Origin of the sequence: Thalassospira sp., from assembly GCF_002709775.1 — a bacterium.
GTDB lineage: Bacteria > Pseudomonadota > Alphaproteobacteria > Rhodospirillales > Thalassospiraceae > Thalassospira.
Genome location: NZ_PAQR01000007.1, coordinates 113,046 through 140,019, shown reverse-complemented (window position 1 = coordinate 140,019; position 26,974 = coordinate 113,046). Strand labels below are relative to the sequence as shown.

25 protein-coding genes and 1 tRNA gene are annotated in these 26,974 nt (G+C 54.9%); 9 read left to right on the top strand and 17 right to left on the bottom strand.

Going from position 1 to position 26,974, the window contains the following annotated elements:
- Positions 1–26 precede the first annotated feature (26 nt).
- Together CMO10_RS03765 and CMO10_RS03760 are read right to left on the bottom strand one after the other, a co-directional pair.
- Positions 27–491 (bottom strand): hypothetical protein, encoded by a 465-nt coding sequence (locus CMO10_RS03765; RefSeq protein ID WP_297018930.1) that lies wholly within the window; start codon positions 489–491, stop codon positions 27–29.
- Positions 492–883: 392 nt separating this feature from the next.
- Positions 884–960 (bottom strand) — tRNA-His (locus tag CMO10_RS03760).
- Between the two features lie 342 nt (positions 961–1,302).
- Between CMO10_RS03760 and CMO10_RS03755 the strand changes: the two genes are divergently transcribed.
- A complete protein-coding gene (locus CMO10_RS03755) occupies positions 1,303–2,304 on the top strand; it encodes a Gfo/Idh/MocA family protein (protein WP_297018929.1) in 1,002 nt (333 codons plus the stop codon).
- 87 nt (positions 2,305–2,391) lie between these two features.
- Here CMO10_RS03755 and CMO10_RS03750 read toward each other — a convergent pair whose 3' ends face one another.
- Positions 2,392–3,564 (bottom strand): aminotransferase, encoded by a 1,173-nt coding sequence (locus CMO10_RS03750; RefSeq protein ID WP_297018928.1) that lies wholly within the window; start codon positions 3,562–3,564, stop codon positions 2,392–2,394.
- A gap of 389 nt (positions 3,565–3,953) precedes the next feature.
- Here CMO10_RS03750 and CMO10_RS03745 point away from each other — a divergent pair, with 389 nt between their 5' ends.
- The 3 genes from CMO10_RS03745 (at position 3,954) to CMO10_RS03735 (ending at position 7,668) form a co-directional block, all read left to right on the top strand.
- Positions 3,954–4,292 (top strand): P-II family nitrogen regulator, encoded by a 339-nt coding sequence (locus CMO10_RS03745; RefSeq protein ID WP_007091888.1) that lies wholly within the window; start codon positions 3,954–3,956, stop codon positions 4,290–4,292.
- 62 nt (positions 4,293–4,354) lie between these two features.
- Positions 4,355–5,764, top strand: coding sequence for a type I glutamate--ammonia ligase (glnA, locus tag CMO10_RS03740; protein WP_044826648.1), 1,410 nt, complete (start codon positions 4,355–4,357; stop codon positions 5,762–5,764).
- Between the two features lie 137 nt (positions 5,765–5,901).
- Positions 5,902–7,668, top strand: a complete 1,767-nt coding sequence (locus tag CMO10_RS03735) for a tetratricopeptide repeat-containing sulfotransferase family protein (protein WP_297018927.1) — start codon at positions 5,902–5,904, stop codon at positions 7,666–7,668.
- A gap of 28 nt (positions 7,669–7,696) precedes the next feature.
- On the opposite strand, the gene CMO10_RS03730 is transcribed toward CMO10_RS03735, so the two are convergent.
- Together CMO10_RS03730 and CMO10_RS03725 are read right to left on the bottom strand one after the other, a co-directional pair.
- On the bottom strand, positions 7,697–9,352 hold the full coding sequence (locus tag CMO10_RS03730) for a diguanylate cyclase domain-containing protein (RefSeq protein ID WP_297018926.1): 1,656 nt from the start codon (positions 9,350–9,352) through the stop codon (positions 7,697–7,699).
- A gap of 181 nt (positions 9,353–9,533) precedes the next feature.
- Complete coding sequence (locus CMO10_RS03725; protein WP_297018925.1) at positions 9,534–9,866, bottom strand: hypothetical protein; 333 nt, start codon at positions 9,864–9,866, stop codon at positions 9,534–9,536.
- A gap of 199 nt (positions 9,867–10,065) precedes the next feature.
- On the opposite strand from CMO10_RS03725, the gene CMO10_RS03720 reads away from it, so the two are divergent.
- From CMO10_RS03720 to CMO10_RS03710, 3 genes are all read left to right on the top strand, one after another.
- The gene (locus CMO10_RS03720) at positions 10,066–10,470 is read left to right on the top strand and encodes an OsmC family protein (protein ID WP_044826646.1); all 405 of its coding nucleotides are present in this window, start codon (positions 10,066–10,068) and stop codon (positions 10,468–10,470) included.
- A 149-nt stretch (positions 10,471–10,619) separates the two neighbouring features.
- Entirely contained in the window at positions 10,620–11,906 is a 1,287-nt protein-coding gene (locus CMO10_RS03715; RefSeq protein WP_297018924.1) for an alpha/beta hydrolase, read from the top strand.
- Positions 11,907–11,927: 21 nt separating this feature from the next.
- On the top strand, positions 11,928–12,848 hold the full coding sequence (locus CMO10_RS03710; RefSeq protein ID WP_297018923.1) for an alpha/beta fold hydrolase: 921 nt from the start codon (positions 11,928–11,930) through the stop codon (positions 12,846–12,848).
- A gap of 3 nt (positions 12,849–12,851) precedes the next feature.
- Here the strand turns inward: CMO10_RS03710 and CMO10_RS03705 are convergent, their stop codons facing one another.
- The 4 genes from CMO10_RS03705 to CMO10_RS03690 all read right to left on the bottom strand — a co-directional run bounded on the left by CMO10_RS03705 (position 12,852) and on the right by CMO10_RS03690 (position 17,629).
- On the bottom strand, positions 12,852–13,826 hold the full coding sequence (locus tag CMO10_RS03705) for an adenosine deaminase (protein WP_297018922.1): 975 nt from the start codon (positions 13,824–13,826) through the stop codon (positions 12,852–12,854).
- Positions 13,827–13,894: 68 nt separating this feature from the next.
- Positions 13,895–15,316 (bottom strand): tetratricopeptide repeat-containing sulfotransferase family protein, encoded by a 1,422-nt coding sequence (locus CMO10_RS03700; protein WP_297019007.1) that lies wholly within the window; start codon positions 15,314–15,316, stop codon positions 13,895–13,897.
- Between the two features lie 504 nt (positions 15,317–15,820).
- Complete coding sequence (gene yddG, locus CMO10_RS03695; RefSeq protein ID WP_297018921.1) at positions 15,821–16,726, bottom strand: aromatic amino acid exporter YddG; 906 nt, start codon at positions 16,724–16,726, stop codon at positions 15,821–15,823.
- Positions 16,727–16,846: 120 nt separating this feature from the next.
- Positions 16,847–17,629, bottom strand: a complete 783-nt coding sequence (locus CMO10_RS03690; protein WP_297018920.1) for a helix-turn-helix transcriptional regulator — start codon at positions 17,627–17,629, stop codon at positions 16,847–16,849.
- 256 nt (positions 17,630–17,885) lie between these two features.
- Here CMO10_RS03690 and CMO10_RS03685 point away from each other — a divergent pair, with 256 nt between their 5' ends.
- Positions 17,886–18,956 carry an EAL domain-containing protein gene (locus CMO10_RS03685; protein ID WP_297018919.1) on the top strand — a complete coding sequence of 357 codons (1,071 nt, stop codon included), beginning with the start codon at positions 17,886–17,888 and terminating at the stop codon, positions 18,954–18,956.
- Between the two features lie 8 nt (positions 18,957–18,964).
- Here CMO10_RS03685 and CMO10_RS03680 read toward each other — a convergent pair whose 3' ends face one another.
- The gene (locus CMO10_RS03680; RefSeq protein ID WP_297018918.1) at positions 18,965–19,591 is read right to left on the bottom strand and encodes a TetR/AcrR family transcriptional regulator; all 627 of its coding nucleotides are present in this window, start codon (positions 19,589–19,591) and stop codon (positions 18,965–18,967) included.
- A 161-nt stretch (positions 19,592–19,752) separates the two neighbouring features.
- Between CMO10_RS03680 and CMO10_RS03675 the strand changes: the two genes are divergently transcribed.
- Positions 19,753–20,592 carry an NmrA family NAD(P)-binding protein gene (locus CMO10_RS03675; protein WP_297018917.1) on the top strand — a complete coding sequence of 280 codons (840 nt, stop codon included), beginning with the start codon at positions 19,753–19,755 and terminating at the stop codon, positions 20,590–20,592.
- 95 nt (positions 20,593–20,687) lie between these two features.
- Here CMO10_RS03675 and CMO10_RS03670 read toward each other — a convergent pair whose 3' ends face one another.
- The 7 genes from CMO10_RS03670 to CMO10_RS03640 form a co-directional block, all read right to left on the bottom strand.
- Positions 20,688–21,404 carry a GntR family transcriptional regulator gene (locus tag CMO10_RS03670; RefSeq protein ID WP_297018916.1) on the bottom strand — a complete coding sequence of 239 codons (717 nt, stop codon included), beginning with the start codon at positions 21,402–21,404 and terminating at the stop codon, positions 20,688–20,690.
- 54 nt (positions 21,405–21,458) lie between these two features.
- A complete protein-coding gene (locus tag CMO10_RS03665) occupies positions 21,459–22,739 on the bottom strand; it encodes a TRAP transporter large permease (RefSeq protein ID WP_082049372.1) in 1,281 nt (426 codons plus the stop codon).
- Complete coding sequence (locus CMO10_RS03660) at positions 22,739–23,191, bottom strand: TRAP transporter small permease (RefSeq protein WP_044826691.1); 453 nt, start codon at positions 23,189–23,191, stop codon at positions 22,739–22,741. The genes CMO10_RS03665 and CMO10_RS03660 overlap by 1 nt, the downstream gene beginning before the upstream one ends.
- An 87-nt stretch (positions 23,192–23,278) precedes the next feature.
- A complete protein-coding gene (locus CMO10_RS03655; RefSeq protein ID WP_297018915.1) occupies positions 23,279–24,271 on the bottom strand; it encodes a C4-dicarboxylate TRAP transporter substrate-binding protein in 993 nt (330 codons plus the stop codon).
- A 317-nt stretch (positions 24,272–24,588) separates the two neighbouring features.
- Positions 24,589–25,500 (bottom strand): helix-turn-helix domain-containing protein, encoded by a 912-nt coding sequence (locus tag CMO10_RS03650; protein WP_297018914.1) that lies wholly within the window; start codon positions 25,498–25,500, stop codon positions 24,589–24,591.
- A 120-nt stretch (positions 25,501–25,620) separates the two neighbouring features.
- Positions 25,621–26,583 (bottom strand): oxidoreductase, encoded by a 963-nt coding sequence (locus CMO10_RS03645; RefSeq protein ID WP_297018913.1) that lies wholly within the window; start codon positions 26,581–26,583, stop codon positions 25,621–25,623.
- Positions 26,523–26,810 carry a hypothetical protein gene (locus CMO10_RS03640; protein ID WP_297018912.1) on the bottom strand — a complete coding sequence of 96 codons (288 nt, stop codon included), beginning with the start codon at positions 26,808–26,810 and terminating at the stop codon, positions 26,523–26,525. Before CMO10_RS03640 ends, CMO10_RS03645 begins: the two co-directional genes overlap by 61 nt.
- Positions 26,811–26,974 lie beyond the last annotated feature (164 nt).

Sequence of the window (26,974 nt, the reverse complement as noted above, 5' to 3'; positions counted from 1 at the left end):
TCTCCGAATTCAAAATCTCTGGGGTTTCAGGCCATTGCCCACGGTTGCGGACCGGCGCCACCCACATCTGACTGCTTTGCACCGGGCAAAGACTTTGCAGCCTCGTCAAGCAGTTGACGGGCTCTTTTCAGCAAGGAAAGAACATCGGCATGTTCGTCTGATTGCGCGACATGAAAAGTGAGGTTCACACCACCATCCTCTTCCAAGCTGGCAGTGAAAGGCGCCCCGAACCGAAGCTTGTTGGTACTGGTTAGCAAGTGCTCCAGGAACAAACCAACATGATCTGAATTTATGGATGCGCTATCCTGAATGAGGCTGATCGTCCAGGTGTTGCGCACGCGATTAAAGCCGATCTGGGCCGCACACCCCACCTGAACGGGGACCTGCGCAATTTCAGGAAGACCGTTCTCGTCAAACATTTCCGCCGCGGCATTTTCCTGTTTGATGAGTTTTTCGAAAACACCGGCAATTTCTTCCAGGGAGTTGCTCATGCCACACTCGTCCTTATGCAAAATGGCGTCATGATGTGATTAGGTAGTGAGTAACCAGCACGGCAAATTGGTTCCCTAAAAACGGACTGCGGAGTTTCCATTCGGCAGGCACACATTCCTGTATCCAGACCTGATCAAGACATGCGGCTACTAGCTTCAAGCATGTGCAAGAAGAAAAAAATCAGGCAGAAATCGCGGATTTTAGAGAGGTATTCTAGGTTATTTGGCCTATGACCACGAAAGCATGATAACAGCCAAGGCGGATCAGCATGAAGCTCAGCAATTGGGGGCCGGCAAACGTGGCACTGGCGATCTCCAGCGCACCTCGAAGCCTTTTTGGCTACCTAAACCAAAAAAGGCTTAGAGGGAAAACCTCTAAGCCTTTGAATATTTGGGGCGAGTGATGGGACTTGAACCCACGGCCCCCAGTGCCACAAACTGGTGCTCTAACCACCTGAGCTACACCCGCCATCGTGTGGCGCGGTTTATATGGCCCGAGGCGGTCAACGTCAAGCGCATAATTTCACTTTTTTCCCACCAAAAACGGCAAGTCGTTCAAAGCACCGAATTTTGCGGGCTTTGGCATTCTGGACCTGTTTATAACGCGCAATTCATAACACAAATCACCCCTCCTACCCGTCAGGGCATCTTGCATGTGAAGGCAAATGCCTTAATTAGTTCAATTCAATAACAGGCCCGGATAGCAGAAAGCCGCCCCCTGCCACCCTATATGAACGTTAAGGGTTGGATGAAACAGGCCCGGCTGACCGCGATCAAAGGGCCGCATAAGACCAACAGACGGAGTATCGGAATGAAGTGGGGCATCCTTAGCACCGCCAAGATCGGCACGGAGAAGGTCATTCCGGCCATGCAGGAAAGCGATGCGCTTGAAATTCTGGCGATCGCCGGTCGTGATCATGAAAAGACCCGTGAAGTCGCAGAAAACATGCGCATTCCGCGCGCCTATGGCTCTTACGAGGAATTGCTGGCAGATCCGTCGATCGAAGCGATCTACAATCCCCTGCCCAACCATTTGCATGTCGAATGGACGATCAAGGCGCTTGAGGCTGGAAAGCATGTTCTCTGCGAAAAGCCGATCGGCCTTCATACCGAAGATGCCAAACGCCTGATCGAGGCGCGTGACAAAAGCGGCAAGCAGGTGCTGGAGGCCTTTATGGTCCGCCACCATCCGCAATGGCTTGAAGCCCGCAAAATTGTTGAAAGCGGTCAGATCGGCACGCTTACGACCGTGCAAAGCATCTTTACCTATTTCAATGCCGACCCGAACAATGTGCGCAATAAAAAAGACATTGGCGGCGGCGGGTTGCTTGATATCGGTTGTTACTGCGTCGTCGGCCCGCGCTTTATCACTGGCAAGGAACCAGTGCGCGTGGTTTCGCTGATGGACAAGGACCCGAAATTCGGCACCGACCGCCTGGTATCAGGCATGCTTGATTTCGGATCGGGCCTGCAGGCAAGCTTTACTTGCGGCACGCAATCAGCAGCCGTTCAGCGCGTTCATATCCTTGGTACCGAAGGCCGGATTGAAATCCTGTTGCCGTTCAATGCTGTGCCGGAAAACGAAGCCATCATTCGCGTGGCTGGCCAGAAACAGCCGGGCTTTGATGAAGCCCGCGAGATCAAATTCCCGGTCTGCAACCAGTACACCCTGCAAGGTGAAGTCGCGACCGCGATCTTCAAGGGCGACAGCCCGGTCGACTATCCGATCGAAGACGCCATTGCCAACATGCAGATCCTTGATGCCCTGACCCGCTCCGCCAAGACCGGCAGCTGGGAAATGGTCAAATCCTGATCCGGGCCTAAAACGGAAACAATTAAAAGGGGCGCCAATCACATCTTGGCGCCCCTTTTTGATTTTGATCGCTGATTTCCGGCCAGATTACTTGGCAAACGCCTTTTTCATCCGCGCAATCGCTTCGTCCATCTTGGCTTCGTCCTTACAGAAGCAGAAGCGCACAAAGTGGCGCACGCCGCCATCTTCGCCCTGATAGAAGGCCGAGACCGGAATGGCGACCACACCGGCTTCCTTGATCATGATCTGACAGAACTCGACATCATCACAATCATAGCCAAGCGGGCGGAAATCGCAGGTGATGAAATAGGTACCCTGAGAATCCAGCACATCGAACCCGACTTCCTTCAAGCCCTTCATCAGATAGTCGCGCTTGGCTTCCATCTCGGCGGTGAAGTTCTCGAAATAGGCATCATCCTTGTTAAGCCCGAACGCAACACCATGCTGAAGCGCAGGTGAAACGGTAAAGACAAGGAACTGGTGGGCCTTTTTGATCGGCTCCATCAGTTTCGCACAGGCCGTGATATAGCCGATCTTCCAGCCCGTCAGCGAGAAGGTCTTGCCCGCCGACCCGATCCGCACGGTGCGTTCATGCATCCCCGGGAACGTCATCAGCGGCGTATGCTTGCGCCCGTCAAAGACAAGATGCTCATAAACTTCGTCACACAGCGCGATCACATCATGCTTGATGCACAGATCGGCGATGAATTGCAGCTCATCCTCGCGGTAAACCTTCGAGCACGGATTTTGCGGCGAATTCAGCAGGATCAGCTTTGTTTTCTCGGAAAACGCAGCTTCAAGCTCTTCGCGCGGAAGTTCCCATTCCGGCGGGGTGACGCGCACCAGCTTGGGAATGCCGCCTGCCAGCTTCACCATCGGAAGGTAGCTGTCATAAAGGGGCTCGATCAGGATGACTTCATCACCCGGCGCAACCAGCCCCAGGATCACATCGGCCAGACCTTCGGTCGCACCAACAGACACCAGCACTTCTTTTTTCGGATCGACCTCGATGCCATAAAACCGCTTGTTGTGATCGGCAACGGCCTGAAGCAGTTCGGGCACGCCGGCCAGTGGCGGGTACTGGTTGGACAGATCAGTCAGTGATTTGGCCGCGGCCTCGCGAATATCGGCCGGGCCATCTTCATCCGGCGCGCCCTGCCCCAGATTGATGGCCTTGTGCTTGATGGCCAGTTCGTTCATCACTTCAAAGATCGTGATCCCGCCCGAAGCGAAAAGCGGATTGCCGACAAATTCGGTCATGAGGCGTCCTTTATATAATGGTCAATCACCGGATGGTGGCCTCCGGTCGAGTCCCGCTCATCGTGCATATTTTCACGTGTGATAGAACCCTTGCATAGCAAATCCTGTCGCATGAAGCCCCTCGAATGGCAAGCCCGGAACGGTTTGAACAGGGTTGCCCGGCTTCTAAACAGTGCGTTTGCATAATTTTTGAACATCTTGCCTAAAACGCAGTCAGCAACAAGTCGGAAAATCGTAAAAAATTCATGGGTTTTGCTGGGTTTTCGCAACGAGAATCCTTAGAATGCCGTGGCCGGTGAAAACTGGCATGGTCCGTGCAATAGTCAGCGGGCGAAGCATTACGCTTTATAGAGTTCAACGCAACTCTCGCCAAAAAGCAGAGGGCGCTAATGAAAAAAATTGAAGCCATCATCAAGCCGTTCAAGCTTGACGAGGTAAAAGAGGCCCTTCAAGAGATCGGTCTCAAAGGGATTACCGTTACCGAAGCCAAAGGTTTCGGACGTCAGAAAGGTCATACGGAGCTGTATCGCGGCGCCGAATACGTTGTGGACTTTCTGCCGAAGGTAAAGCTGGAAATCGTTGTCGAGGACACGCTTGTCGAGCGTGCGATTGAGGCAATCCAGCAAGCCGCTCATACCGGGCGTATCGGCGACGGTAAAATTTTCGTTTCCTCACTCGAGGACGCGATCCGTATTCGTACTGGTGAACGGGGCAACGACGCGATCTGATCGGTCACGCCTTCGAAAGAACACCATACGGTAACTGTTTATGAGTTTTAAAGGGTTGCATCATGTCTGACGCTGCTTCTGTACTTAATCTGATCAAAGAAAAAGGCATCCAGTTTGTCGATCTGCGCTTTACCGATACCAAAGGTAAATGGCAGCACACCGCGCAGGATATCTGCACGATCGACGAAGACGTCTTTGTTGACGGTATCATGTTCGACGGTTCGTCGATCTCCGGTTGGAAAGAAATCAACGAATCTGACATGATTCTGATGCCGGATCCGTCGACCGCTGTCGTTGATCCGTTCTCGGCACAGCCGACCCTCATCATTGTTTGCGACGTTATCGAACCGGCTACCGGCCAGGGTTACGAGCGTTGCCCGCGTTCGACCGCGAAACGCGCGCTTGCTTACATGAAGTCAGCTGGCATCGGCGACACCGCATATTTCGGCGCAGAGCCGGAATTCTTCCTGTTCGACGACGTTCGTTGGAGCACCTCGCAGGAGAGCATGGCTTACGCGCTTGACTCCGAAGAAGGTCCGTACAACACCGGCACCGAATTCGAAGGCGGCAACCGCGGCCACCGTCCGGGTCCGAAGGGTGGTTACTTCCCGGTACCGCCGGTTGACTCGGCAAACGACATCCGTGCCGAAATGGTCAACTACATCAACGAAATGGGCGTGCGTTGCGAAAAGCACCACCACGAAGTTGCACCGTCGCAGCACGAACTGGGTATCGCATTTGGCACCCTGATCGAACATGCTGACGCCGTTCAGACCTACAAGTACTGCATCCACATGGTTGCACACCAGTATGGCAAAACCGCAACCTTCATGCCGAAGCCGATCTTCGGTGACAACGGCTCGGGCATGCACGTGCACCAGTCGATCTGGCACGAAGGCAAGCCGCTGTTCGCAGGTAACGGCTATGCGGACCTTTCTGACACCGCTCTGTACTACATCGGCGGTATCATCAAGCATGCCAAAGCCCTGAACGCCTTCACCAACCCGACGACCAACTCCTACAAGCGTCTGGTCCCGGGCTTCGAAGCACCGGTTCTGCTGGCATACTCTGCTCGTAACCGTTCTGCTTCCTGCCGTATCCCGTACACCGCGTCTCCGAAAGGCAAACGCGTTGAGATCCGCTTCCCGGATCCGCTTGCCAACCCGTATCTCGCATTCACCGCAATGCTGATGGCTGGCCTTGACGGTATCGAGAACAAGATCCATCCGGGTGAAGCAATGGACAAAAACCTCTATGACCTTCCGCCGGAAGAGCTCAAAGAAGTTCCGACCGTTTGCCGTTCGCTGCACGAAGCTCTCGACAGCCTCGATGCAGACCGCGACTTCCTGAAAAAAGGCGATGTTATGACCGACGACCTGATCGACGCATACATCTCCCTGAAAATGGAAGAAGTCATTCGCTTCGAACAGTCGCCGCATCCGGTCGAATTCGACATGTACTACAGCGGCTAATCTTCCATCCGGAAGACCATGCTTACGGGAAACGCCCGGCCGATTGGCCGGGCGTTTTTCGTTTCCGCTTAAACCGTTTGATCACCCCTTGCCGATAGGGTTGACCCAGCCATTCGTATCGGGATTTAATCAGCTTCATGAGCAAGGCAGTCGCACCGCCCAGTTTCGCGCAAAAACGTAATCGCCAGAAGGCCGACAAACTGATCAGAAGCGCAGAAAACGCGCTGGCATCAGGCAAGGCTTCTGATGCGCAGGCACAGGCGCAACAGGCCCTTTCGCTTGCAGCTGATTATGGCCCGGCGCTTATGATAATGGCCAAAATTCACCGCGCGACCGGCAATCTCAACGAGGCGGCCAAACTCCTGCAGGCCGCGTGCAATCTGCCCGATACAAAGATCGACTATTTTCGCGAACTGGCTGGCCTGTTTGCCGGGGCTGGAAAGTATGATCTGGTGCAGCAAATCCTGTTTGCCGCCGTTCGCAAATTCCCGACTGACGGCCAGACCTATAGCGACCTTGGGGTCTACCTTATTCAAGGCGAACACATTAACCAGGGCATCACGATCCTTGAAAAGGCCGTGCAATTCAGCCCTGATAACTGGCGTGCCTTGAACAACCTTGGCTCCGCCCTGCTCAAGGTCGGGCGTGAGGCAGAGGCCTTGGAATACCTCGCCCGGGCAGAAGAACTCGCCCCGGATGAACCGGAACGCCGGGTCAACAACTTGCTTCAGATCGGCGAAGCAAAACGTCATACGGGTGATCTGGAAAGCGCAGCGGAATATTTCCGCAAGGCCATCGCCGAAAACCCGAAATCAGGCCGCGCATGGCATGACCTTGCCGATGTCATAAAGTTCACCGCCGACAGCCCCGACATCAAGACTATGGAGAGTATCCTTGGTGAGGATGCTGACGATCTGCCAAAGGTCGATCGAGAAATGATCGGCTTTGCCCTTGGCAAAGCCTATATCGACAGCAAGAATCCCAAGCAGGCGATATTTCACCTTGATGCCGCCAATGCCCTTCGCCGTCAGGACTTCGCCGAGGACACCCCGACACACAAGGCTTATGATTCAAAAACCGCCTGCGGGCGCGTGCGTGCGATTGCCGATTACTTCCCCGCCTCACTGTTTGAGAACCTGCCAGAAAAAACCGTTGACGGCCCCGATCATGCTTTCATCGTCGGCATGCCACGGTGTGGCAGTACCCTGACCGAGCAAATTCTCGGCAGTCATCCTGATACCCTCGCGACCGGCGAACTGCGCAGCTTCCCTAAATTCAAGGATCGACTGTTTGGTACCCTTTTCCCCAGCCAGCCCGAAGATCACGACAAGATCAAAATCCCGGCCTTGCTGGCAGAACTTGCGAAATCCTATCGCGATGAAGTCCTGGCAATGTATCCGCCGGAACCGTCGACGAAGATTGTCATCGACAAGATGCTGGGGAACTTTTCCTGGGCCGGCCTGATATTGCTCTCGGTTCCGGGCGCCAAGATCATTCATTGCCGCCGCAATCCGGTCGACACCTGCCTGTCATGCTATTCGAAGCGGTTTGCCAATCTGCAGGTCTATACCTGCAACCAGACGGAACTGGGCGAGTTCTATCGCGCCTATGAAGACCTGATGGCGCATTGGCGTGCGGTCCTGCCCAAGGACCGGTTTATCGAGATCAATTACGAAGACCTTGTTTCCGATATCAAACCCGAAGCCCGCCGCTTGATCGATTTCCTAGGCTTGTCTTGGGATGAGTCCGTGCTGGACTTCCACAAGACGGAACGCTCCGTCCGCACCGCAAGCGCCGCACAGGTCCGCCAAGGCCTGTATCAGACCAGCGTTGAACGCTGGAAGCCCTACGCCCCCTATATCCAACCGCTCCTGACTGCTCTTGGCATGGAAGCGCGTGACTGATGAGCGGGCGTACCGCGCACGCCCATCCTCAGTCGTCGGTATGCAGGTCTGGTTCGAGTTCAGGGGTATAAAGGCAATATTGAGCTTTTCCGGCCGCCTTGGCTTCATACATTGCCTTGTCGGCACGGCGGAGTTGTTCGCTCATATCACAGCTGCCGCCATCAAAGACAGCCAAGCCGATTGAAGCTGAAATACCGCAATCCTGTCCTTCCCAGACAAAAGGCTGGCTCATTTCGGCAATAATCGCATCGGCGGCCTCGGTCATTTCCTTCTCACCGCCCTTATTGAGGAACAGCAGCGTAAACTCGTCCCCGCCAAGTCGCGCGACTTCCTCTGCCCGGCGCGCTGCGCGTTTCAGACGCTTACCGGTTTCAATCAGAACCCAGTCTCCGGCGGCATGGCCCTGTGTGTCGTTAAGCTGCTTGAAGCCGTCCAGATCAAGGATGAAGATCGCGGCTGGCGTATCAGTGCCGCGCAGGACGTTTTCACACTGATCGAGCTTCTGCATGAAGCGCGCCCGGTTGGCGAGCCCGGTCAGCTCGTCATTATTGGCCTTGTTTTGCAATTCACGCGCGGCGTGCTTTTGCTTGGTAATGTCACTCGTCCACCACAGCACGCTCTCCTCGCCCTGAAACGATAGCGGTTCGATCGAGGTCTTAAGCCAGCGTGCTTCGGACATTTCCGGGCGGCGCAGACGAATTTCGACATCCTGCAACTCGCCCAGCGCATCCATATCCTTGAGCGACTGTTCGCGGTAGCGCTCGGAAAGCAGAATAGAGTCCGAAGGCTCCTTCTCGTCCGCAAGCCCAAGCATTTTGGCAAATGTGCTGTTAAAGAACCGGAATACACCATTTTCGCGGCTGGAAATCCCGACCCCGATCGGCGCACTTTCCAATAGTCCCGTCAGGCGCTCGGAGGCCTCCGCGACTTCGGCCTGAGCTTGCTTGAGGCTGGTGACATCGATCAGCGAGCCAATGGTCCCGGCAATCGCACCACTTGGCCCCCGAAGTGTGGAGGCAGCAAAGAGCGCGGTGCATTCATGGTCATTGAGGGCAAATGTAATTTCATCGCGCACCTGCCCATCGCTTTCACGCAAGGGGGCTTCGAGTTCGCCGATGGTCTTGGCCAGTGATTTTGGCGCAAAATCGGCCATGCGCTTGCCAATCGCATCCTCGGGATCCAACCCGAACAGCTCGGCAAAGGCACCGTTGCAGCGCGTCAGAACCCCTTCGCGGTTTTTCAGATAAACCGGGGTAGGCAGGACATCAATCAGGTGCTGGATAAAGGTTTTATGATCTGCCAGTGCCTTGGCCAGTTCCTGTGCCCGGCCGGCATCCCGCAAAACAAGGGCCAGCGTGCCGGAAGGACCAACATCGCAGTGCCAAAGAAACGGAGTCTTGCCCAGACGAAAGCCCGGCAGTTCCGAAAATTTGCCCGTGGAAATCGACGCAAGTGCCGTGCGCACCGCCGTGACGGCGTCGCCATCGGTAAATTCACCGTTTTTCGCAAGATAGGCGAGAAGCTGTTTGACCTCGGTCCCCGGCCGCAAAACCGACTTGGCATCGCCAAGTTGCTTTTCTGCAGCCGCATTGACATACACGACCTTCAGGTCGTCCGGATCAAGAAAAACAAGACTATCGCGTGACAACGCCGCTGTTGCCACAACATCCGCACTGACTGACAAGACACCCGGCGCGCTGCAAAGCAGCGCTCTCCCTTTTTTCGTGTTTTATGTGATGTCCCAGATCAGACCTTTTAAGACGGCCTTGTAATTTATATGCGCAACCCATTGCATATACTGGAGAATAAGTCATTATTTTTCTTAAGGCTGGGACCATCAAAGCACGGTGCTTGTCAGGATAGGACTATTTTTTGACCGGAAGATCGATATAGCCGCGATCAATGCAATGTTCGAGTTCCTTGGCCACCGCCAGCATTTCCTGGAAACTTTCGCGCAGGTGTTTGAGCTTTGCCAGTTCCTCGGCCGTCGGGTGATCCTCGTTGCGATCATCGCAGAGATGGAAGGCAAATTTCAGATATTCGGCCCGCAGGCGAGCAACCGTAATCATCAGGGGAACAGCGTTTTCCACTGACATATCCGGGATGGCCGGGCTGATGATCTCGTGATTGATCTCACGCAGGACATGTTCCATGCCCATCATGAAGCGGCTTTTGCTGCGCGTTGGATCCTCTGTCATGGCCGTAACTCCTGCACCATAGGTATCTGAATAATCAGACCAGTATCCGAGCGGAAAGTAAAAACTCCCATAACAACTTACCACTCATGGTCGCATTTCTCATCCTGCTTCACGCCAATGTCACCGATCTCACCTTGCAGCCCCGCCCAAGGCGGGCTAGAGGTTAGGGTAACAACTCTTCACAGATGGGAATGCGATTATGGAAGCGCGTGTAAAATGGCTTGAAAACCTGACCTTCACCGGCACCAGCGGCACTGGCCACGGTGTTGTCATGGATGGTGACAAGGATAACGGTTTTGGACCGAGCCCGATGGAAATGCTTCTGCTTGGTATCGGTGGCTGTTCATCGATTGACGTTGTTCATATCCTGAAAAAAGGCCGAGAAAACGTCCTTGATGTCGAAACTGACGTCAAAGCCGAGCGTGCGGAAACCGATCCCAAGGTCTTCACCAAGATCCACCTGCATTTCAAGGTGAAGGGTGAGAACCTTAATGAAACCAAGGTCGGCCGCGCGGTTGAACTTTCGGCAGAAAAATACTGCTCCGCCTCGATCATGCTATCAAAGGCTGCAGAAGTCACCCATAGCTGGGAACTGATCGAGTAACGATTTTTACCAGTTCAAACGGCCCCAAAAAGCGATCTGTTTACAGGTCGCTTTTTTGTTGCTCGCACCATAGCAGCGCGCGCGTTAACATCCCTGCCAACACATTCAAAAGAAACGACACATCACCGACACTGAACGGAGCAAACATCATGGGCACGCCCCGCATCCTCAGAACAGGTCTGGCATCGCTTGCCCTGTGCAGCCTGCTAGCAACCGGCGCCTGCGCGAAGAATGACGCTGCCCTTGAACCATCTGGTGCGGCGATTATGGCCCCGAATGCCGGAATGTCATTTGATGATTATGTCAAATCCACGCGCCAACAGATACGCAACGTACTGACGCAAACGCGCTTTGCCGTGGAGGAAAAACCGTTCGGCGAACACACCCTTGATCAGGTTGTCGACATGCGCGCGCCCTTCGCGCTTGGACCGGTTGGCGCGACATGCAACAGCGATGATGCCGGATTGCAGGGAAATGGTGTTGGTTTCCTGATGGTTCATGGCCTGACGGACAGTCCCTATTGGCTGAGTGACATTCGCGACGATTTGCGGGATCGCTTCCCCTGCGCGACCTTCCATGGCGTCCTTCTGCCCGGCCATGGTACTGTCCCGGGTGACTTGCTTGATGTGGACTATGAAGACTGGCTTGAAACGGTTCGCTTCGGCATGAACAGCTTTGGTGATGAGGTTAAACACATCATTCCGATGGGCTTTTCCACCGGTGCTGCCCTGATCGGTCGGGTTTATAGCGAACAAGCGGATAAGGAGCGGACCAGCGCGCTTGTCATGCTTTCGCCGGGATTAGCTGCCAAAAGCGAACAGGCTTGGCTTACCCCCTATGTCCGCTATGTCAAAGACTGGGTGGGTCAGGGTGAAAACAGTGATCCGGGAAAATATGGCTCCATGGCGATGAATGCCGCGGCGGAGTTTTATCTGCTCACCAAACCTTATGGCGACGGCAGCCTGCCCGACTTTGATTTACCCGTCTTCGGGGTTGTCAGCTCAGACGATCAGACGATCAATCCGGAGCTGGTCGGTGACTTCTTCTGCAACAAGGTCACAAGCGCGCAAAAGCACCTGATCTGGTATCAGGGCGAGATCCCTGCCCCCGATGGCACAGCGACCTGCGACGGCATTGATATCGTGCGCTCTGAAAATCATGAGCTGCGCACGCTCAATCACGCCCACACGGCGATTACCATGAGCCCCCAGGACCCGTTTTACGGGCTGGATGGCGCTGTTCCCGATTGCGGGCATTATGACGAGGGCGATGCGCTCACCCGCTGTCAGACCGGCGAAGATATCCTTTATGGCGAGCGTAATCTGTTTGATACCGCCCCCGATGGCAGCTTGCGCCGCGGGACATTCAATCCCGATTTCGCGGGCATGATGGATAAAATGACGGCCTTTATCACAACCGCACTCGCAGACGAGTAATCAGAACCTGAAAGCCATCCAATGACGTTTGCGATCAACACCCTCACAACACCGGACGGGATCCGTCTGCGCTATGGCGTGCAGACGCCAGACCAGGCGCGACAGCATATTCTGATCCTGCAAGGACGTGGGGAGTATATCGAGCGCTATCAGGAAACCGCAGACGAGCTCTCTGAACGTGGCTTTGGCTGCGTCACCTTTGACTTTCGCGGTCACGGTGGCTCATCACGCGAAACCAGCGATCCGGTAATGGGATATATCCATGACGTTGCGCATTATATCGCCGATACACGCCATGTCATCGGCCATGTCCGTGACAATCACGGGATCACCTGCCCGATTGTCCTGACCCACTCGACCGGCGGATTGGTCGCCATGGTGATGATGCTTGATCGACCGGGTCTGTGGGAAAGTGCCGTAATGGTCGCGCCGTTCTTTGGCCTGGGGGGCCATGACTGGTTGTCGCTCGCGGCACAGTTCGTTGCTGACAGCATGTGTCGCTATGGTTTTGACAAGCAATACCTGCCCGGCCAAAGCAAGCTCAGCCCGCTGACCAAGTTTGTGCACGACAACATCCTGACCTCGGACGCCGTGCGCCATGCCCGAAATGTCGCGATCCTGAAAAAGCATCCGAACCTTGTGGTTGGCGGTGTTTCTGCCGGATGGCTGGATGCCTGTTTCAAGGCACAGGCATTAGTTTCCGACCGGATAGAACATATGAAATCGGGCGCATGGACCCTGCCCCCCATCACCATGGTTCTGGCCGGCAATGATCAGGTTGTTTCCAACCAGACCACCGAAGATCTGTTTGGCAATGTGCCATCCATCATCATCACGGAAATCCCCGAAGCCCGTCACGAGATCCTTCAGGAACATGATCTCTATCGCCACAAGTTCTGGCAGGCTTTTGATGCGCATATCGCGCGCTGCAAGTCCATTTGACGCTTAAAGCTTCGCGATAAGCCTGGCCTTGGTGTCTTCATCAACAAAGGCGGCTTCGATGGCCGTGCGGGTGATGCCCGTCAGTTCTGCCGGACTGAAGCCAAACAGCTCTTCTGCACGCTGATATTCGTCTGCCAGCGAGGTAAAGAAGAACGGCGGATCATCTGACCCAAGGGTGACCTTGACCCCGGCCTCATAAAACTTGCGCAATGGATGGGATGCATAATCCGGGAACACCGAAAGCGCGATATTTGACCCAGGGCAGACTTCCAGCACGATTTCGCGTTTGGCCAATGTTTCGACCAGCTTCGGATCTTCGATGGACCGCACACCATGACCGATCCGGGTCACAGGAAGCTTTTCAATCGCATCCCAGACGCTTTGCGGTCCTTCGACCTCACCGGCATGGGTGGTGCAGCCAAGGCCTGCATCACGGGCGATTTTGAAGGCCGGATAGAAATCTTCCTGCGTGAACATGCTTTCATTGCCGCCCATGCCAAATCCGACAATGTATGGATGCCCGCAAGCAACCGTTTCACGCGCAACCTTGATCGCAATATCCGGCCCGACATGGCGCACACAGGTCATGATGATCCGGCCAATGATCCCGCTTTCCTTTTCGGCACGATCAATGCCTTCAACCACGGCTTCAAGATGATCGTCAAAGGACAGGCCGCAATTGGCCGCATGAGTTGGAGAACAGAAAATCTCGGCATAAAGGGTTCCGACCTTTGCCTGCTCGATCAGATAGGAGGACGTCAGGTCGGCGTAATCCTGCTTGGTGCGGATGGCAGCACTGGCCTTGTCAAAGCTGTTGAGGAATTCTGGAAAGTCATCCCAGAGATAGCGATCCTGATCATCATAGATGTCATCAGGCAGAGTAAGGCCATTACGCTTGGCAAAACGGCGCACAAGCGCTGGCGTCATCGCGCCTTCAAGATGCAAATGCAGTTCTGCTTTGGGAATGGTGCTGGTCATCGCGGTGCTCCGGATTTCTCGGTATCGTTTTCCTTCTGATACCTTCTAACCCGAAGCTCGCCTGAAGGTCACGCGGCAACCGCACGCCGCGATGATTTGACCGCAGCCCGCCATTGACGGATATCCGGATCATCTGCCAGTGCTGCCAACGGCCCGATATAGGGCTCAAACCGCTGCCATTTCTGAACAGAATCCTGATTAATCGGACGGCGCACCTGAATCATGCTGGCCGTCGCAGCCGCCTTGCCCGCGCGATAGAATTCCAGACATTCCGGCCGCCAATCCAGTCCGCAATGAGCCAGATAGTCGCGTGCTACCGCCTCGGGATCAGATACCAAATCCTCGTAGGACAGATCATAAATCTGTCCGTTCTGATCGGTCTCAAAACAGGCATTCATCAGATCGACATATCCGCGATAGTATTGTGCGAACTCTCCCAGATCGTCGGAATAGCGCATCGGCATGGCAAATGGCGTCGTGTAAATCGACAGACATGTCGCCAAAGGATGACGGTGCGTGTGAATAATCGGTGCATCCGGGAAGACACGCCGGATCATTTCAATCCGCAAATAGTTGGCAGGTGTCTTGTTCGTGACAAACTGTTTGTCAGGTGCATATGCTGCCAATGCATCAAGATACTGCTTTCTGATCCGTGCTGCGGCCTTCGCGTCAATTCGCGCTGCCTGTTCCGAAATCTGCCCTGGCCCTACAACATCCGTAACTGCCTTCGCAAGATCACCAATCTCACCAGCAGCATGCACATCCGGGTGCGCGCCAAGAATACGTTCCGTAAGCGTGGTTCCAGATCGCGGCATGCCGACAACAAAGATGGGCTTTGGTCCTGCGGGATCTTCTGCGCCGGCTGACAGCATAGAGGTTTGTCGCGGAGCACTCACCAGATCACGCAGTTTTTGCAGCTCACCAAGTTCGCGCTTGATGTTAAAGGGGCGCCCCGAACGATCAGCAGCGTGCCCTTTCTGATAATATTCAAAGGCCGCCTGCATATTGCCTTGGACTTCCTCGATCTTGGCCAACGCAAATGCGGCCTTGTAGCGTTCTCCACTATCTGCCCCGGCATTATTCACGATGCCGTCAAGTACCTTCTTCGCCCCGTCCGGCATGGCCTGTGGGCGCATAAAGGAAATGATCAGGTAAGGCTGCGCACTATAGTCCGGGTTGCTTTTGATAATTGCGAGGCTGTTTGAAACCGCATCCTCATCCTTGCCTGCAATCGCATAAGACGACGCCAAAAGCATTCGGACTGAAATGTCCCCTGGAGCACGCGCGAGTAACTCTTCGAGCACACTGGATGCCAGCTGATATTCTTCCTGGTGAAGATAAATGCGTGCGAGCAGTTTCTGACTGTCTTCGAACTTCGTGCTTTTCTCGGGAATATTGCGCAAAATCTGAACTGCTTCCGCCAAACGAGGTGCATGGCACAGTCCGGGACTTGAAACGATTTCACGCCGAAAAATGACGTCGGCGAGCATCGCTGACAACATATCGTTGTGCGGCGCCGCACGAAGGCGTTTACGGATTGAAGACTCTAATGATCCGTAGTCATTAAATGCTTCTGCGTATTGCAGAAAATTCTTTGTAACAGCCGGGAAATAATTGTCGCCAAAGGGCAAGGAAGCAAACAGCTTTTTCAGTCTTCTTGCCCCATTATCTGGCAAACCAGCCTGTAGCTCGCTGACAGCTGTCATTATCTGGAGATCGGTTCTCTTTGGGTGCAGACGCACGAGCTGGGCGCCGATTTTGGCGGCCTGCTTAAACTGCGCGGCTGACATCGCCTGCTTCATTCCGAGCGCAATGTCTTTTTTTGGCTGCGTCATTCATCTGTCCCTGGATGCGTAAACTGTTTACTACGCCCCCTCCCCAAGCACATACCGACTATAAGTCATTTAAATATTGCCGCACAGCACAAATATTGCAGAAATTCCGTATAATCACGTAAATGTGACCGATATGTAACAGGGGCCGGTTTCGCGAACCTATTCCGAAGAGAGTGAACGACCTCGCTTGCCAGACAAAAAGTTCGCAGACGCCAGAACAGCGCCACCGACAATCAGGATACAGCCAACAATGATTGCAGGCGTTGCAAGCGCCTTTCCGAAGGCAATCAGCAAGCAGGTACTGAGCAGCGGCGCGCCATAGGCGGCAACACCGAGGATTTGAATGTCACCATGTTTGGTGCCGTGATCCCAGACAAAGAAGGCCGCGCCAACCGGGCCGAGCCCCAGACCGAGGATTGCCAACCATTGTATGGTATCTGGTGTCACCCAGGTTTCGAGTAGGCCATGGGTGACAAAGCCAAGCAACGACGCGCCTGCGCAAAAGCCGCAAACCGCCCCCACCGGAACGTTGCGATAGCGTCGGTTAAGCACTGAATAGCCCGACCAGAGCAAAGAACAGATAACAGCCGCACCATAGCCCAACGCAAATGCCGGGTTGAAAGACAGGCCTTGCCCCTTGCTGACCAAAAGGACTGCACCAAACAATCCCAAAGCAACCCCTGCGAGATGCTGCCATCTCAGGCGTTCACCGGGCAGAAGTGCAGAGAACAACACAATCAAAAGCGGCCAGAGATAGGCAATCAGGCTCGCCTCAACTGCAGGCGCGTTTGCCAGTGCTACGAAATAGAAGAAGTGATAGCCAAACAGTCCACCAACCCCGAGCACCCAAGCACCAAGCGGCTGACGCAAGGCGCGCACGACACTGCCACCGCGCAAAGTGATCCAGAGTGCACTGAAAATACTGGCCACGGCAAAGCACAGGCTCACCAACTGAAAAGGCGGAATGCATGCCAGTTCGGTGGTAAACAGGGCAAGCAGGGCCCAAAGGACCACAGCAATCACCCCGATCAGCGTTGCCTTTCGTTTTTCATCAACCGTTTTCATGGAGCACCCGATCCTGCCGTTTTGCAAGATCGGAAGATGCCCCCGTTCGGGCATCAGGTCTTTGCCCAAACTCCAGAAGTTCTCGACATGAACGAAACGGTATGAGTTGCGCGTTTGGCTTTAAAGAACGGCCGCACCCGGACGTATCGTCCTTGGCGCACAGCCAAAGCGACGGGAAAAGGCACGTGAGAACGCGCTTTGGTCGGCGAAGCCGACGGCGTTCGACAGATCAGACATCGAAAGGCGGATCTCAGGGTCGCGCAGCAGCGCCATGGCCATCTGCAGGCGTTGCTCGGTCAGCCAGCGCATCGGGCTTGTTCCGACATGCTTTTGAAAGGCAGCAAAGAGGCTGCTTTCCGATTGGGCGGCAATGGTTGCGAGGTCGGTGATTGTAATTTCCTCGCCCAATCTGGCCTCGGCCCAGGCCATGGTGCGGACAAGGCGCGATGGTAAATCCACCTTACCGTAAGCCAAGCCGCCATTAGTCTGACGACTGCTCAGAAGAAGCGTTTTCAAACCATCCAGCAACCGTGCCCCGTCAGTACTTTCGTGCGTATCGGCTGTCGACAAACCGTCCAAAAGACCGATTAATCCGCGTTGATGGCCAAGGCCGACTTCAAGATAGGTCGCAGCACTGCCGTGCCGATGCCACAGCGCCTCAAGACCGGTGCGATGGGCTAGGTCGGCGTTGACATCGAGGACAAGGAAACGGTTAAGCCCCTCCGCCCGATAGGCATGGGTTTTGCCTGCCTCGACAAAGGCCAGTTGCCGACCGCAAACCTCGCCACCGCGTCCTTCGACCTCCATCTCGAGCTTGCCGAGCTCGGAGATGATGATCTGATGGAAATCGCTGTGACTGTGGCTTTGCGCTTCGGCGCGGTATTGCCGCATGCTGTAATGCATTTGGTCCTCTGAGGGGCATGTTGGTTGGCCCAGAATAGCAGTGCACCGCCCTTTGACCAATCGTTTCGCGCTTTGCGATGTTTGAGCGAATTGGCAAGCCTCACCGTATCAGAGTGAACAGGGCCGCTATCGCCTTGAATGATAAAACTTCTAGGCTGGATTTTTTGGCTTCGCGCGGCATATGCTAGGCTGACGACACAACAACAAAGCGATTGGCCAAAGCCAGCAGCGCGACGGACGGAATGGAGATCTTGAGGTGACCTATTGTGAAAAATGTGATTCGGTTCCCGAAATCGCCCCCGCCAACGGCACGCTCTATCTCTGGCCGCCGGTCGCCCACACCACCGGAAAAATCCTGGCTGGTGCCAAATCCATCGGTGTAGAGGTTGAAAAATCGGCCTCTGTCGCGACACTTTCGGTACATTACAAACGTCCCGGCCTGCGTGCCCTGATCGACGCCATTTCGGCCCATCTCCTTCCCGAAGAACTGGCCGATACCAAGGCCCTGATTATGCCCGGCGAACAGCGCCCGGAAATTGATGACATTGCACAAATCACAAGCCTTGGCGCAATTCGGGCCGCCATCGGCGCGGAATGGCTGGGCGACTTGTTGCGGGACAACCGGTTGAATTCCGTCTTCCAGCCGATTTTTGCCATTGATGACCTTGGCAAACCCTTTGCCCATGAATGCCTTGTGCGCGGGGAAAGCGTGTCTGGTGAAGTCATCAATCCCGGTCAGCTGTTTGACGCGGCCCAATCGGCAACCCTTCTGTTTCAGTTGGACCGGGCGGCACGGGCTGCCAATGTGCGGAATGCGCACAAGGCCGGCATCAATGGCAACCTGTTCATCAACTTCACGCCCAGTTCGATCTATGATCCGGATTCCTGCCTGCGTTCAACCATCGACGTGGTCGAGGAATGCAATCTGGATCGCAGCAATGTGGTGTTTGAGGTGATTGAAACCGAGAAGGTCCGCAGCACCGCACATCTGAGCGCCATTCTGGAAAGCTATCGCGCATCGGGCTTCCGGGTGGCACTTGATGACGTCGGTTCGGGCTATTCAACCCTGAACCTGTTGCCGGAACTGCGCCCTGATATCATCAAGATTGACCGCGAACTGGTCGATCATGTTGATCATGACAAGTTCAAACAGGCCATCGTCAGCAAACTGATCGCCCTGGCCAAGCAACTTGATATCGAAGTCGTCGCCGAGGGGATCGAGCGCGAGGAGGAGCTTGAATTCCTGCGCAATCACGACGTCGATTACGTGCAGGGCTTCCTGCTGGCCCGCCCCGCCCCGACACCGTTTGCAGCCAAAGTCGGTTAATAATCAGCCTAAATCCGGGCCATCTCAGCCAATTCCCGACCGACCATCCGCTTGTAACTTGCGACGATCTCGCGCCCTTCACTGCGCGGGACGGCGATGGCAAGCCGCATGGTGGATTCCCCTGAATACATGATCAACAGACAGCGTGCGACGATGGTTTTGAAATCACCATCATTGCCCCGCACGCGCAGGATCGCCTTGGCCAGAAGGCCGGCATTGGCCCGGCTGACTTCCATTTCCATATCGCGCAGGGTCTTGTCGGCTTGCGTACCGGTCCAGATGTCGCAAATCACCGGTTCGGCCAGAAACAGCTCGTAATAGGTATCAATCAGCTTATCGAACGCTGCCAGTAAGGCATCAGCTGAGCTTACCTCCGCCAATGCTTCTTCGATGCAATGGACGGATTCGGCGTTATAGCGATCGGCAAGCGCATGAATGATCGACGCCTTGTCCGGGAAATACTGATAGAGCGATCCGATGGAGACTCCCGCCTTTTCGGCGACTTCACCCATCCTGATCGCGTCGCTGCCATGAGTTGAAATCAGCTCGCAGACGACTTTTAGGATGGTGTCGACCCGTTCACGGCTTCTTTTTTGGGTCGGCGCACGGCGCATTTTTTTCACGTTATCAGTCAACGCGTTAGATCCTTTTTCCTCGAAACAACCCGGCATGATGAGCCAGGTTTCACAGGCTTGTGATGGGTCACAACTCTTGACGATCAAAATATGAGGATTTATCACATTTGGCAAATGTGAGGATTCCTCACATTTTGAAACCCTTGTCAGGAGCCAATATGATGTCGACCAATCCCCGCTTTCTTGTACTCGGCGCAACGGCCAAAACCGGCCGCCGCGTTGCTGAAAAACTGATCTCTCTGGGGCATGATGTGCGTGCGGTTTCACGCAGCACCACCCCCGCCTTTGACTGGACCGATCGCAAAACATGGGATGATGTTCTACGCGATCGCGATGCAGTCTATGTCACCTTCCAGCCCGATCTCGCCGTTCCGGGATCTGATGAAATCATTGCGAGCTTTGCCAAGCTTGCCCTGATGCACGGCGTAAAGCGCATTGTGATGCTATCTGGCCGAGGCGAAGAAGCCGCCCATCAGGCCGAACATGCCCTGCATCTTTCCGGTGCGGATGCGACGGTGCTGCGTGCCAACTGGTTCTTCCAGAATTTCAACGAAGACCTGTTCCTGCCCTATATCCAGCAAGGCACGCTGGCCCTGCCGGCCGGGAACACGCCAGAGCCGTTTGTTGATGCCGATGATATTGCGGAATGTGCGGTTGCCTGCCTGCTTGATGATCGTCATATCGGCAAGACCTATGAATTGTCCGGGCCGAATGCCGTGACCTTTGCCGAAGTCACCAAGATCATCTCGGACGTCACCAACCATCCGGTCAATTTCGTGCCCATCACCCTTGATGAGCTTGATCACGGACTGGCCGCCGATGGCATGCCTGATGAGGTGCGCGGACTAATCCGGTACCTGTTCTCCGAAGTACTGGATGGTCGTAACAGCCAGCCAACCAATGACGTGCATGAAATTCTGGGTCGTCAGCCCAACAGCCTGCGCTGCTTTGCCGAAGAAGTGGCACGCACCGGCGTCTGGGATATCGCCAAACGGGCGTGATCTGAAACGCAAACGGCGCGCAGTCCAGAATGCTGCGCGCCGTTTGGTTTGTTTTTTTATCGTGGGTTCGTGCGGAGGCAAATCCTGCCTGATGATCAGGAAAACAGGGGTTTGTTTTCTTCGATGATCTGCGGCAAGCGTTCCATGGTGCCCGAAAGGTGCTGGCGCATTTCGGCACTGGCGGCATTGCCATCACCCGACTGGATGGCATCAATGATCGCCTTGTGGCCTTCAAGGACGGAAACCATTTTACCGGCACGCGGCAAATCAAGGGTCCGCACACGGGCCAGATGGCCACTGCGTGCGGTGATCTGAAGATGCAGGTTTGACTGGCTCACACCATTAAACAGCGCGGCGTGGAAGGTCTCATCAAGCTGCTTGAAAAGATCAATCTGTTCGATGTCGCCAACCAGTGCTTCCTGCATTTTGACAATGCCCTTGGCTTTCACCACCGCTGCGGACTCTTCGGCCTCTGCCAATTGACGAACCACTTCGCATTCAGCGGCAACACGGAGGAAATGTTCCTCGCGGATGCGGGCAACATCGATCTTGGTCACCACTGTGCGCGACTGCGGATAGGACACAACCAGCCCATCCTGTTCGAGGCGCAGGATGGCTTCGCGCACCGGTGACTGACTGACATTGAAGCTGTCGGCAAGCTCGGCCCGCACAAGCGTTGTTTCAGGCAAAAGCGAAAGCGAGATGATCCGGTTACGGACTTCTTCATACACCAGTGCCGATGCTGGAACATGCGCGCTGGTTTTTGCCGCCCCGTCATACATCGCAAGCAATCCGCCCGTCGAACTATTCATCTTCATCTGTCTCCCTGGCATTTTGCCTATGCCTGTCTTCGTCTGAAACTGTCATTACATCAATGTATTGGGTAACAACAATGTCAAACTTGGTACCGCCGCCATCAGAATGAAAAACAGCACCATGGCAATAAAGAACGGAATGGACGCCTTGGTATAGGACCCGGTTTTGACATCGAGAATGCCGCAGACCGTAAACATGATCACACCCACAGGCGGCGTCAGACCGCCAAAGTTGATCAGGGTGACGATCAGAATGCCCATATGCACCGGATCGTAGCCGGCATTGACCAGAACCGGCATGACAATCGGGGTTACCAGCAGGATGTTTGCCGCCCCTTCAAGGAACATGCCACTCACCACCAACACACCGACCACAAGGATCAGGATCGCGGTTTTGTTTTCGGTCAGGGTGGTGACAAATTCCGTGATCTGTTGCGGGGCACGTTCAATCGTCATGGCATAGCCCAGAACCGCCGCCATGATGATCAGCAACATCACCATGCCAAGATCCGAGATCGAACCGAAAATGGCTTCTTTCAGCCGTGCGAAATCAAGCTCGCGATAGATGAACAAGCCAACGCCGAGCGCATAGAAAACTAGAAACGCCCCGGCCTCGGTCGCGGTAAAAATGCCAAAGCGGAAACCAACGATCAGAATGACCGGAAAGGCCAGCGCCCAGATGCTTTCAAAGAAACTCGCCGTCAGATCCTTGGCCTTGGGTAGTTCCGGCAGATCAGGTGTATAGCCGTTCTTGCGCGCGACAATCCATGACGTGATCATCAAAACGATGGTCAGGAAAATGCCCGGCAGAACGCCTGCCAAAAACAGGCGCCCGATGGACACTTCATTGACAAAGCCAAACAGGATCAGACCGATGCTGGGCGGGATGGTTGCGGTAATCACCGACCCGAATGCCAGAACTGCTGCCGTATTGGCCTTGGAATAACCCTTCTTGATCATGCTGGGGCCCAGCAGGCGCGCCTCCATCGAAGCGTCAGCAACGGCCGATCCGGAAATACCACCCATCATGAAGCTCAGCACGACAGAAACCTGTGCCAGCCCGCCAGCCATCCAGCCGGTCAGAAGGCTTGCGAATTTGACAAGGCGATGGGTAATACCCGTCACATTCATCAGGTTGCCGGCAAGAATAAAGAACGGCACCGCCAAAAGCGGGAAGCTTTGGGTGGCCGTGACCATTTTCTGGATCACAACCGTCGGCGGCATCGCACCGGTCATGACAAATACCGGGATGGAAGCAAGCCCCAGCGCAAAAGCCACAGGCAAGCCACACACAAGAAATAGCGTAAACAGCCCTGCAATCAGCAACAGCATCAGTTGACCTCCCTGTTGCGGATGCGACGGATCAGTTGGGAAACCATGGTGCGGATCATCAAAAGGATCCCGACCACCATGGAGGCATGAATGTAGGACGCGTTAATCTGCGCAGCCCCGACAAGACGCGGATGCATCAAGATCATGTTGGTCCAGGCGTAATTGAGCAGAAATACAAGGAAGCCGATAATCACCAAAATATTGATGATCTCGATCCAGGCGCAGACCTTGGCCGGGAAAATTTCCCCCAAAATCTGAAGGCCGAAATGCCGGTCTTCCTGCATGGCAATGTCGGCTGCCAGCATGCATAGCCATGCAAAAATCAGCTGGGCCATTTCGACCGACCAGATAATCGGCGATCCCATGGCGCGCGCGACAGACGCCACTGCGACAAGAATGACCACGCCGACAAGCAACATGCCCCCAAAGGCAAACTCAATCCGCTTGAGCATCAATTCAATTTCCGTTGTGAAGTTTGAAGTGCGTTGCCAGGCAATCCGGGCAACGCACATTCATAGGCAGGGAGACCTAGTTATGGCTTAGCGGCCAAGAACCTTGTTAACCACAGCAGCCTCGGCTTCGAGGTCGAGCATCTGATAAACCGGTGCAACCGCTTCCTTGAACGGTGCTAGATCAACTTCGCTGACGGTAACGCCGCTTGCCGCAACGTCTTCAAGTGCCTTTTCACCAAGCTCGATGGTCAGTTGCGAGGCATAGCGACCATCTTCGACAGCCAGGTCACGCACGATTTTCTGATTTTCCGGCGAAATCTCGTCCCAGGCCTCGGCACCAACCACAAGGGCGGTTACCAGCTGGATATGGCCGGTTTTGGTGACATTCTTGATGACTTCATAAAGCTTGGCATTCCAGATCGCAGTCGGCTGTGCTTCGGCGGCATCGATCGTACCAAGCTGAAGGGCGCTGTATACTTCGCCCCAGGCAATCGGGGTCGGCTCAGCACCCATGGCGCGGATGGTTTCAATCCAGACCGGAGCACCGATGGTGCGCATCCGAACGCCCGAAAGATCAGCCGGGCTTGCAACCGGCTTTTGCGTCAGGGCATGACGCGCGCCCTGATACCAGTTCGATGCAATCATCACGAGGCCGGATTTTTCACGAAGCTCCTCACCCCAGGAAATATATTCGTCTGACAGGGCGAATTTGTCGGCCTGCTCATAGGTATCAAACAGGAACGGTGCCGACATGATGGCAAGTGACGGCACAAAGCTTGAAAGACGGGCGACGTCAGTCACGGTCCCCACGGCTGCACCCGCGCGTGCCTGATCGATCATTTCGGTGGTATCGCCAAGCTGCGAGTTGTGGAACACCTCGATCACCACATCGCCATTGGTGGCTTTTTCCACATCCGCCTTGAACTTTTCAAGGCCCTGGCCCATCGGATCATTGGGCGCCAAAACGGTCCCGATCCGAAGTGTTGTTGCCGCAGATGCGGGCATAGTTGCCGCCAGTGCCCCCGCCAGAACGGCGCATAGTCCGAACGTTTTCCCGAGTGATTTGATAGTGAGCTTCATTTGGATGTCCTCCCGATGGATTGGCTTTTGCCAAAATTGATATTTTAGTTGCTTTGAAATTCTAGATATCACCGATCAATCTTGTCAACGGATTTTTCAATCCTGTAAAATTGTTTATTTTCAACAACTTGAATTATTCGGATTTGCTTGTGCCGCACAACTTGTCATCAACCTGCACACGATTTCGACAGGGATGCTGTTCGCGAAATCTGCCACCAGGAGCGCGTTACAGCAGCCAAAAGACCGGAGCTCGGACATGCCAGAACAGCCCGATGACCACGGGACAATCGGCAGCGTCGTTTGAAACTTTAAAAGGACTAGCGGGAAATATTGCGATACTTCGCAGGCGTCAGACCGGTGAAGTGGCTAAAGCGGGTTGTCAGGTGGGCCTGACTGGAAAAACCGGTCGCCACAGCAATTTCGGCAACCGGTGCATTGCCATCGCGCAGCATATGCATGGCGCGTTCGATCCGGCGGCGCAGAACGAATTTATGCGGCGCCTCGCCGACGGTTTTGCGGAACATCCGGGCAAAGTGATAGGCCGACAAATCGGCAACTTCTGCCAATTCCTCGATCGTCAATGGCTGATCAAGGTTGGCATCGACAAAATCAAACACCCGGCGTTTGATCGCAGGTGACAACCCGCCGCGAACCTTGAAGCCAAGATCACGGCGCGTTGAATAACTGCGCAGCATATGGCCCATTAAAAGCTGCCCGGCATTGGACATCGCCATCCGGTCGGCCGGAATATCCCAATCAAGTGGCAGCATCGACTGCCGCACAGTCTGTTCAATCAGCGGATCAAGAAAGAAGGTCTTTTCCGGGACTTCGACCGCATTGGGTTCGATATCAAAGGCCTCTACCACCGCGCGTTCCCACGAAGTATGCGGAATATAAACGTGAAACAGCTCTACCTCGCCATGCATCAGCCAGTCCGAGGTCAGATAGGCTGGCATCAAACAGCACCGGCCGGGCCCACCACCACTCATCGGGTCGATGCCGATCTTGCGCTGAACACCCGTTCCTCCATTAACATAGAGGCTGATGGTATGATGGTCAGGGTCGGTATAGCGGGTCAGGACATCGGCATTGCGCCGCCAGTGGGCGGCCGAAATGCTTTCGCCGAAATCGCCCGCACGCAACAGGTTTGCATCCCCAATCAACTGATTGAAGACTTCAAACTTCTGATAACGCCCGTTGGGCTGGAAAGCGGGTCCGGTCTCTGCCATTTCCTGTTCCTGACATTAAGTGACCATCATCGCACCGTGATCGCCTTTTGCAAAGCAACGCGACTGCAAGGCTGCCCTGTTTTGCGCAAGAATGTGAAAATCCCGTCGCCCGCCAGACACTTATCGCCCGAAATGATCCTGCCAAATCCGTGTTCGATCCGCATCGCGCGCTTCATAAGCAGCAAGGGCATGGTCGAGATCATCAAAGTCCGGGAATTCCTTGCCTTCAGCCAATGCGGTCAGACGCATTGTGTACCATGCGGTGATCCCGCCAGACGGCGCGCGTTCGAACCGCGGAAACACCGGATCCTTGGGGTCCGACATTCGCCAGATATTTGGCAATGCGGGTTCAATCACAAGCGCCCGGGCCAAACCGACAATATCAATGGCACCACTTGCCACCGCATCTTCTGCCTGTGCGCGGGTTTTAATGCCCCCGGTCAGCATCAATGGCTTGGAAGTATGCTTGCGCGCCTTTCTGGCGAATTCAAGAAAATACGGCCCATCGCCGGCCCCGTCGGATGCCGCCTTGGCACCCGGGAAATAGGTCCCGCCGCTGATATCGATCAGATCAATGCTGCTGCTATCAAGTGCGGCGACAACGGCCAGTGCGTCATCCTGGCTCAAGCCGCCTTCAAGCTGGTCGGTGGCATTAAGTTTGATCGCGACAACAAATTCCGGCCCGACGGCAGCGCGCACCGCATCCACCGTTTCAAGCAGCAACCGCATGCGATTGGCGATCGATCCGCCATACTCATCGCCGCGCCTGTTAAAAAGCGGCGAGAGAAACTGGCTTAACAGGAAGCCGTGCGCAGCATGAATTTGCACCCCGCCAAACCCGGCCCGTTTCGCAAGTTCGGCGGTCTTTGCAAAACGTTTGGGGATGTTACGGATTTCATCATGTGTCAGGGCTGCACATGTCAGGCTTGGCAGATCAAGGGCGCTTGGTCCCTTTGGCGTGCTGGTCGGAGCATAGGCGAGCGCCCCGGCATGACCAAGCTGCAGCCACAAGCTGCTGCCATTTACCGATCCTTCCCGTGCAAGGGCACGAAACCGCTCCAGATCAGCCGCCGCATCAAGCACAAGATTGCCGGGCTTTTCCGCATATCCAGGATGCCCCTGCACTTCGCCGATAATTGAAACCGCAACGCCCCCTCGGCCCAGTGGCGATAAAGCCGATTTTGCACCTTCGTCGGGTGGCCGGTGCCATCCCCAAGAGAGTCCGACATCGCCGATTTGGCAATCCGGTTCTTGAGGATGACACCGCTTGGCAGCTCAAGCGGCCTGAACAACGGGTTTTCAATGGTCATTGATCATTCCGCCAAGGTTGCGCGTGAAGAGAAGCCATCAGTGATGCTTACGCGACGGCGATGGCCAATGCAGAACCGGCCCCGACAACACATCGGCTGCTTCGAAAAACGTCCCAGTATTCTTCTGGCCACTTTCATAAAGCTCGGCTGCCGTCAGATGAGAC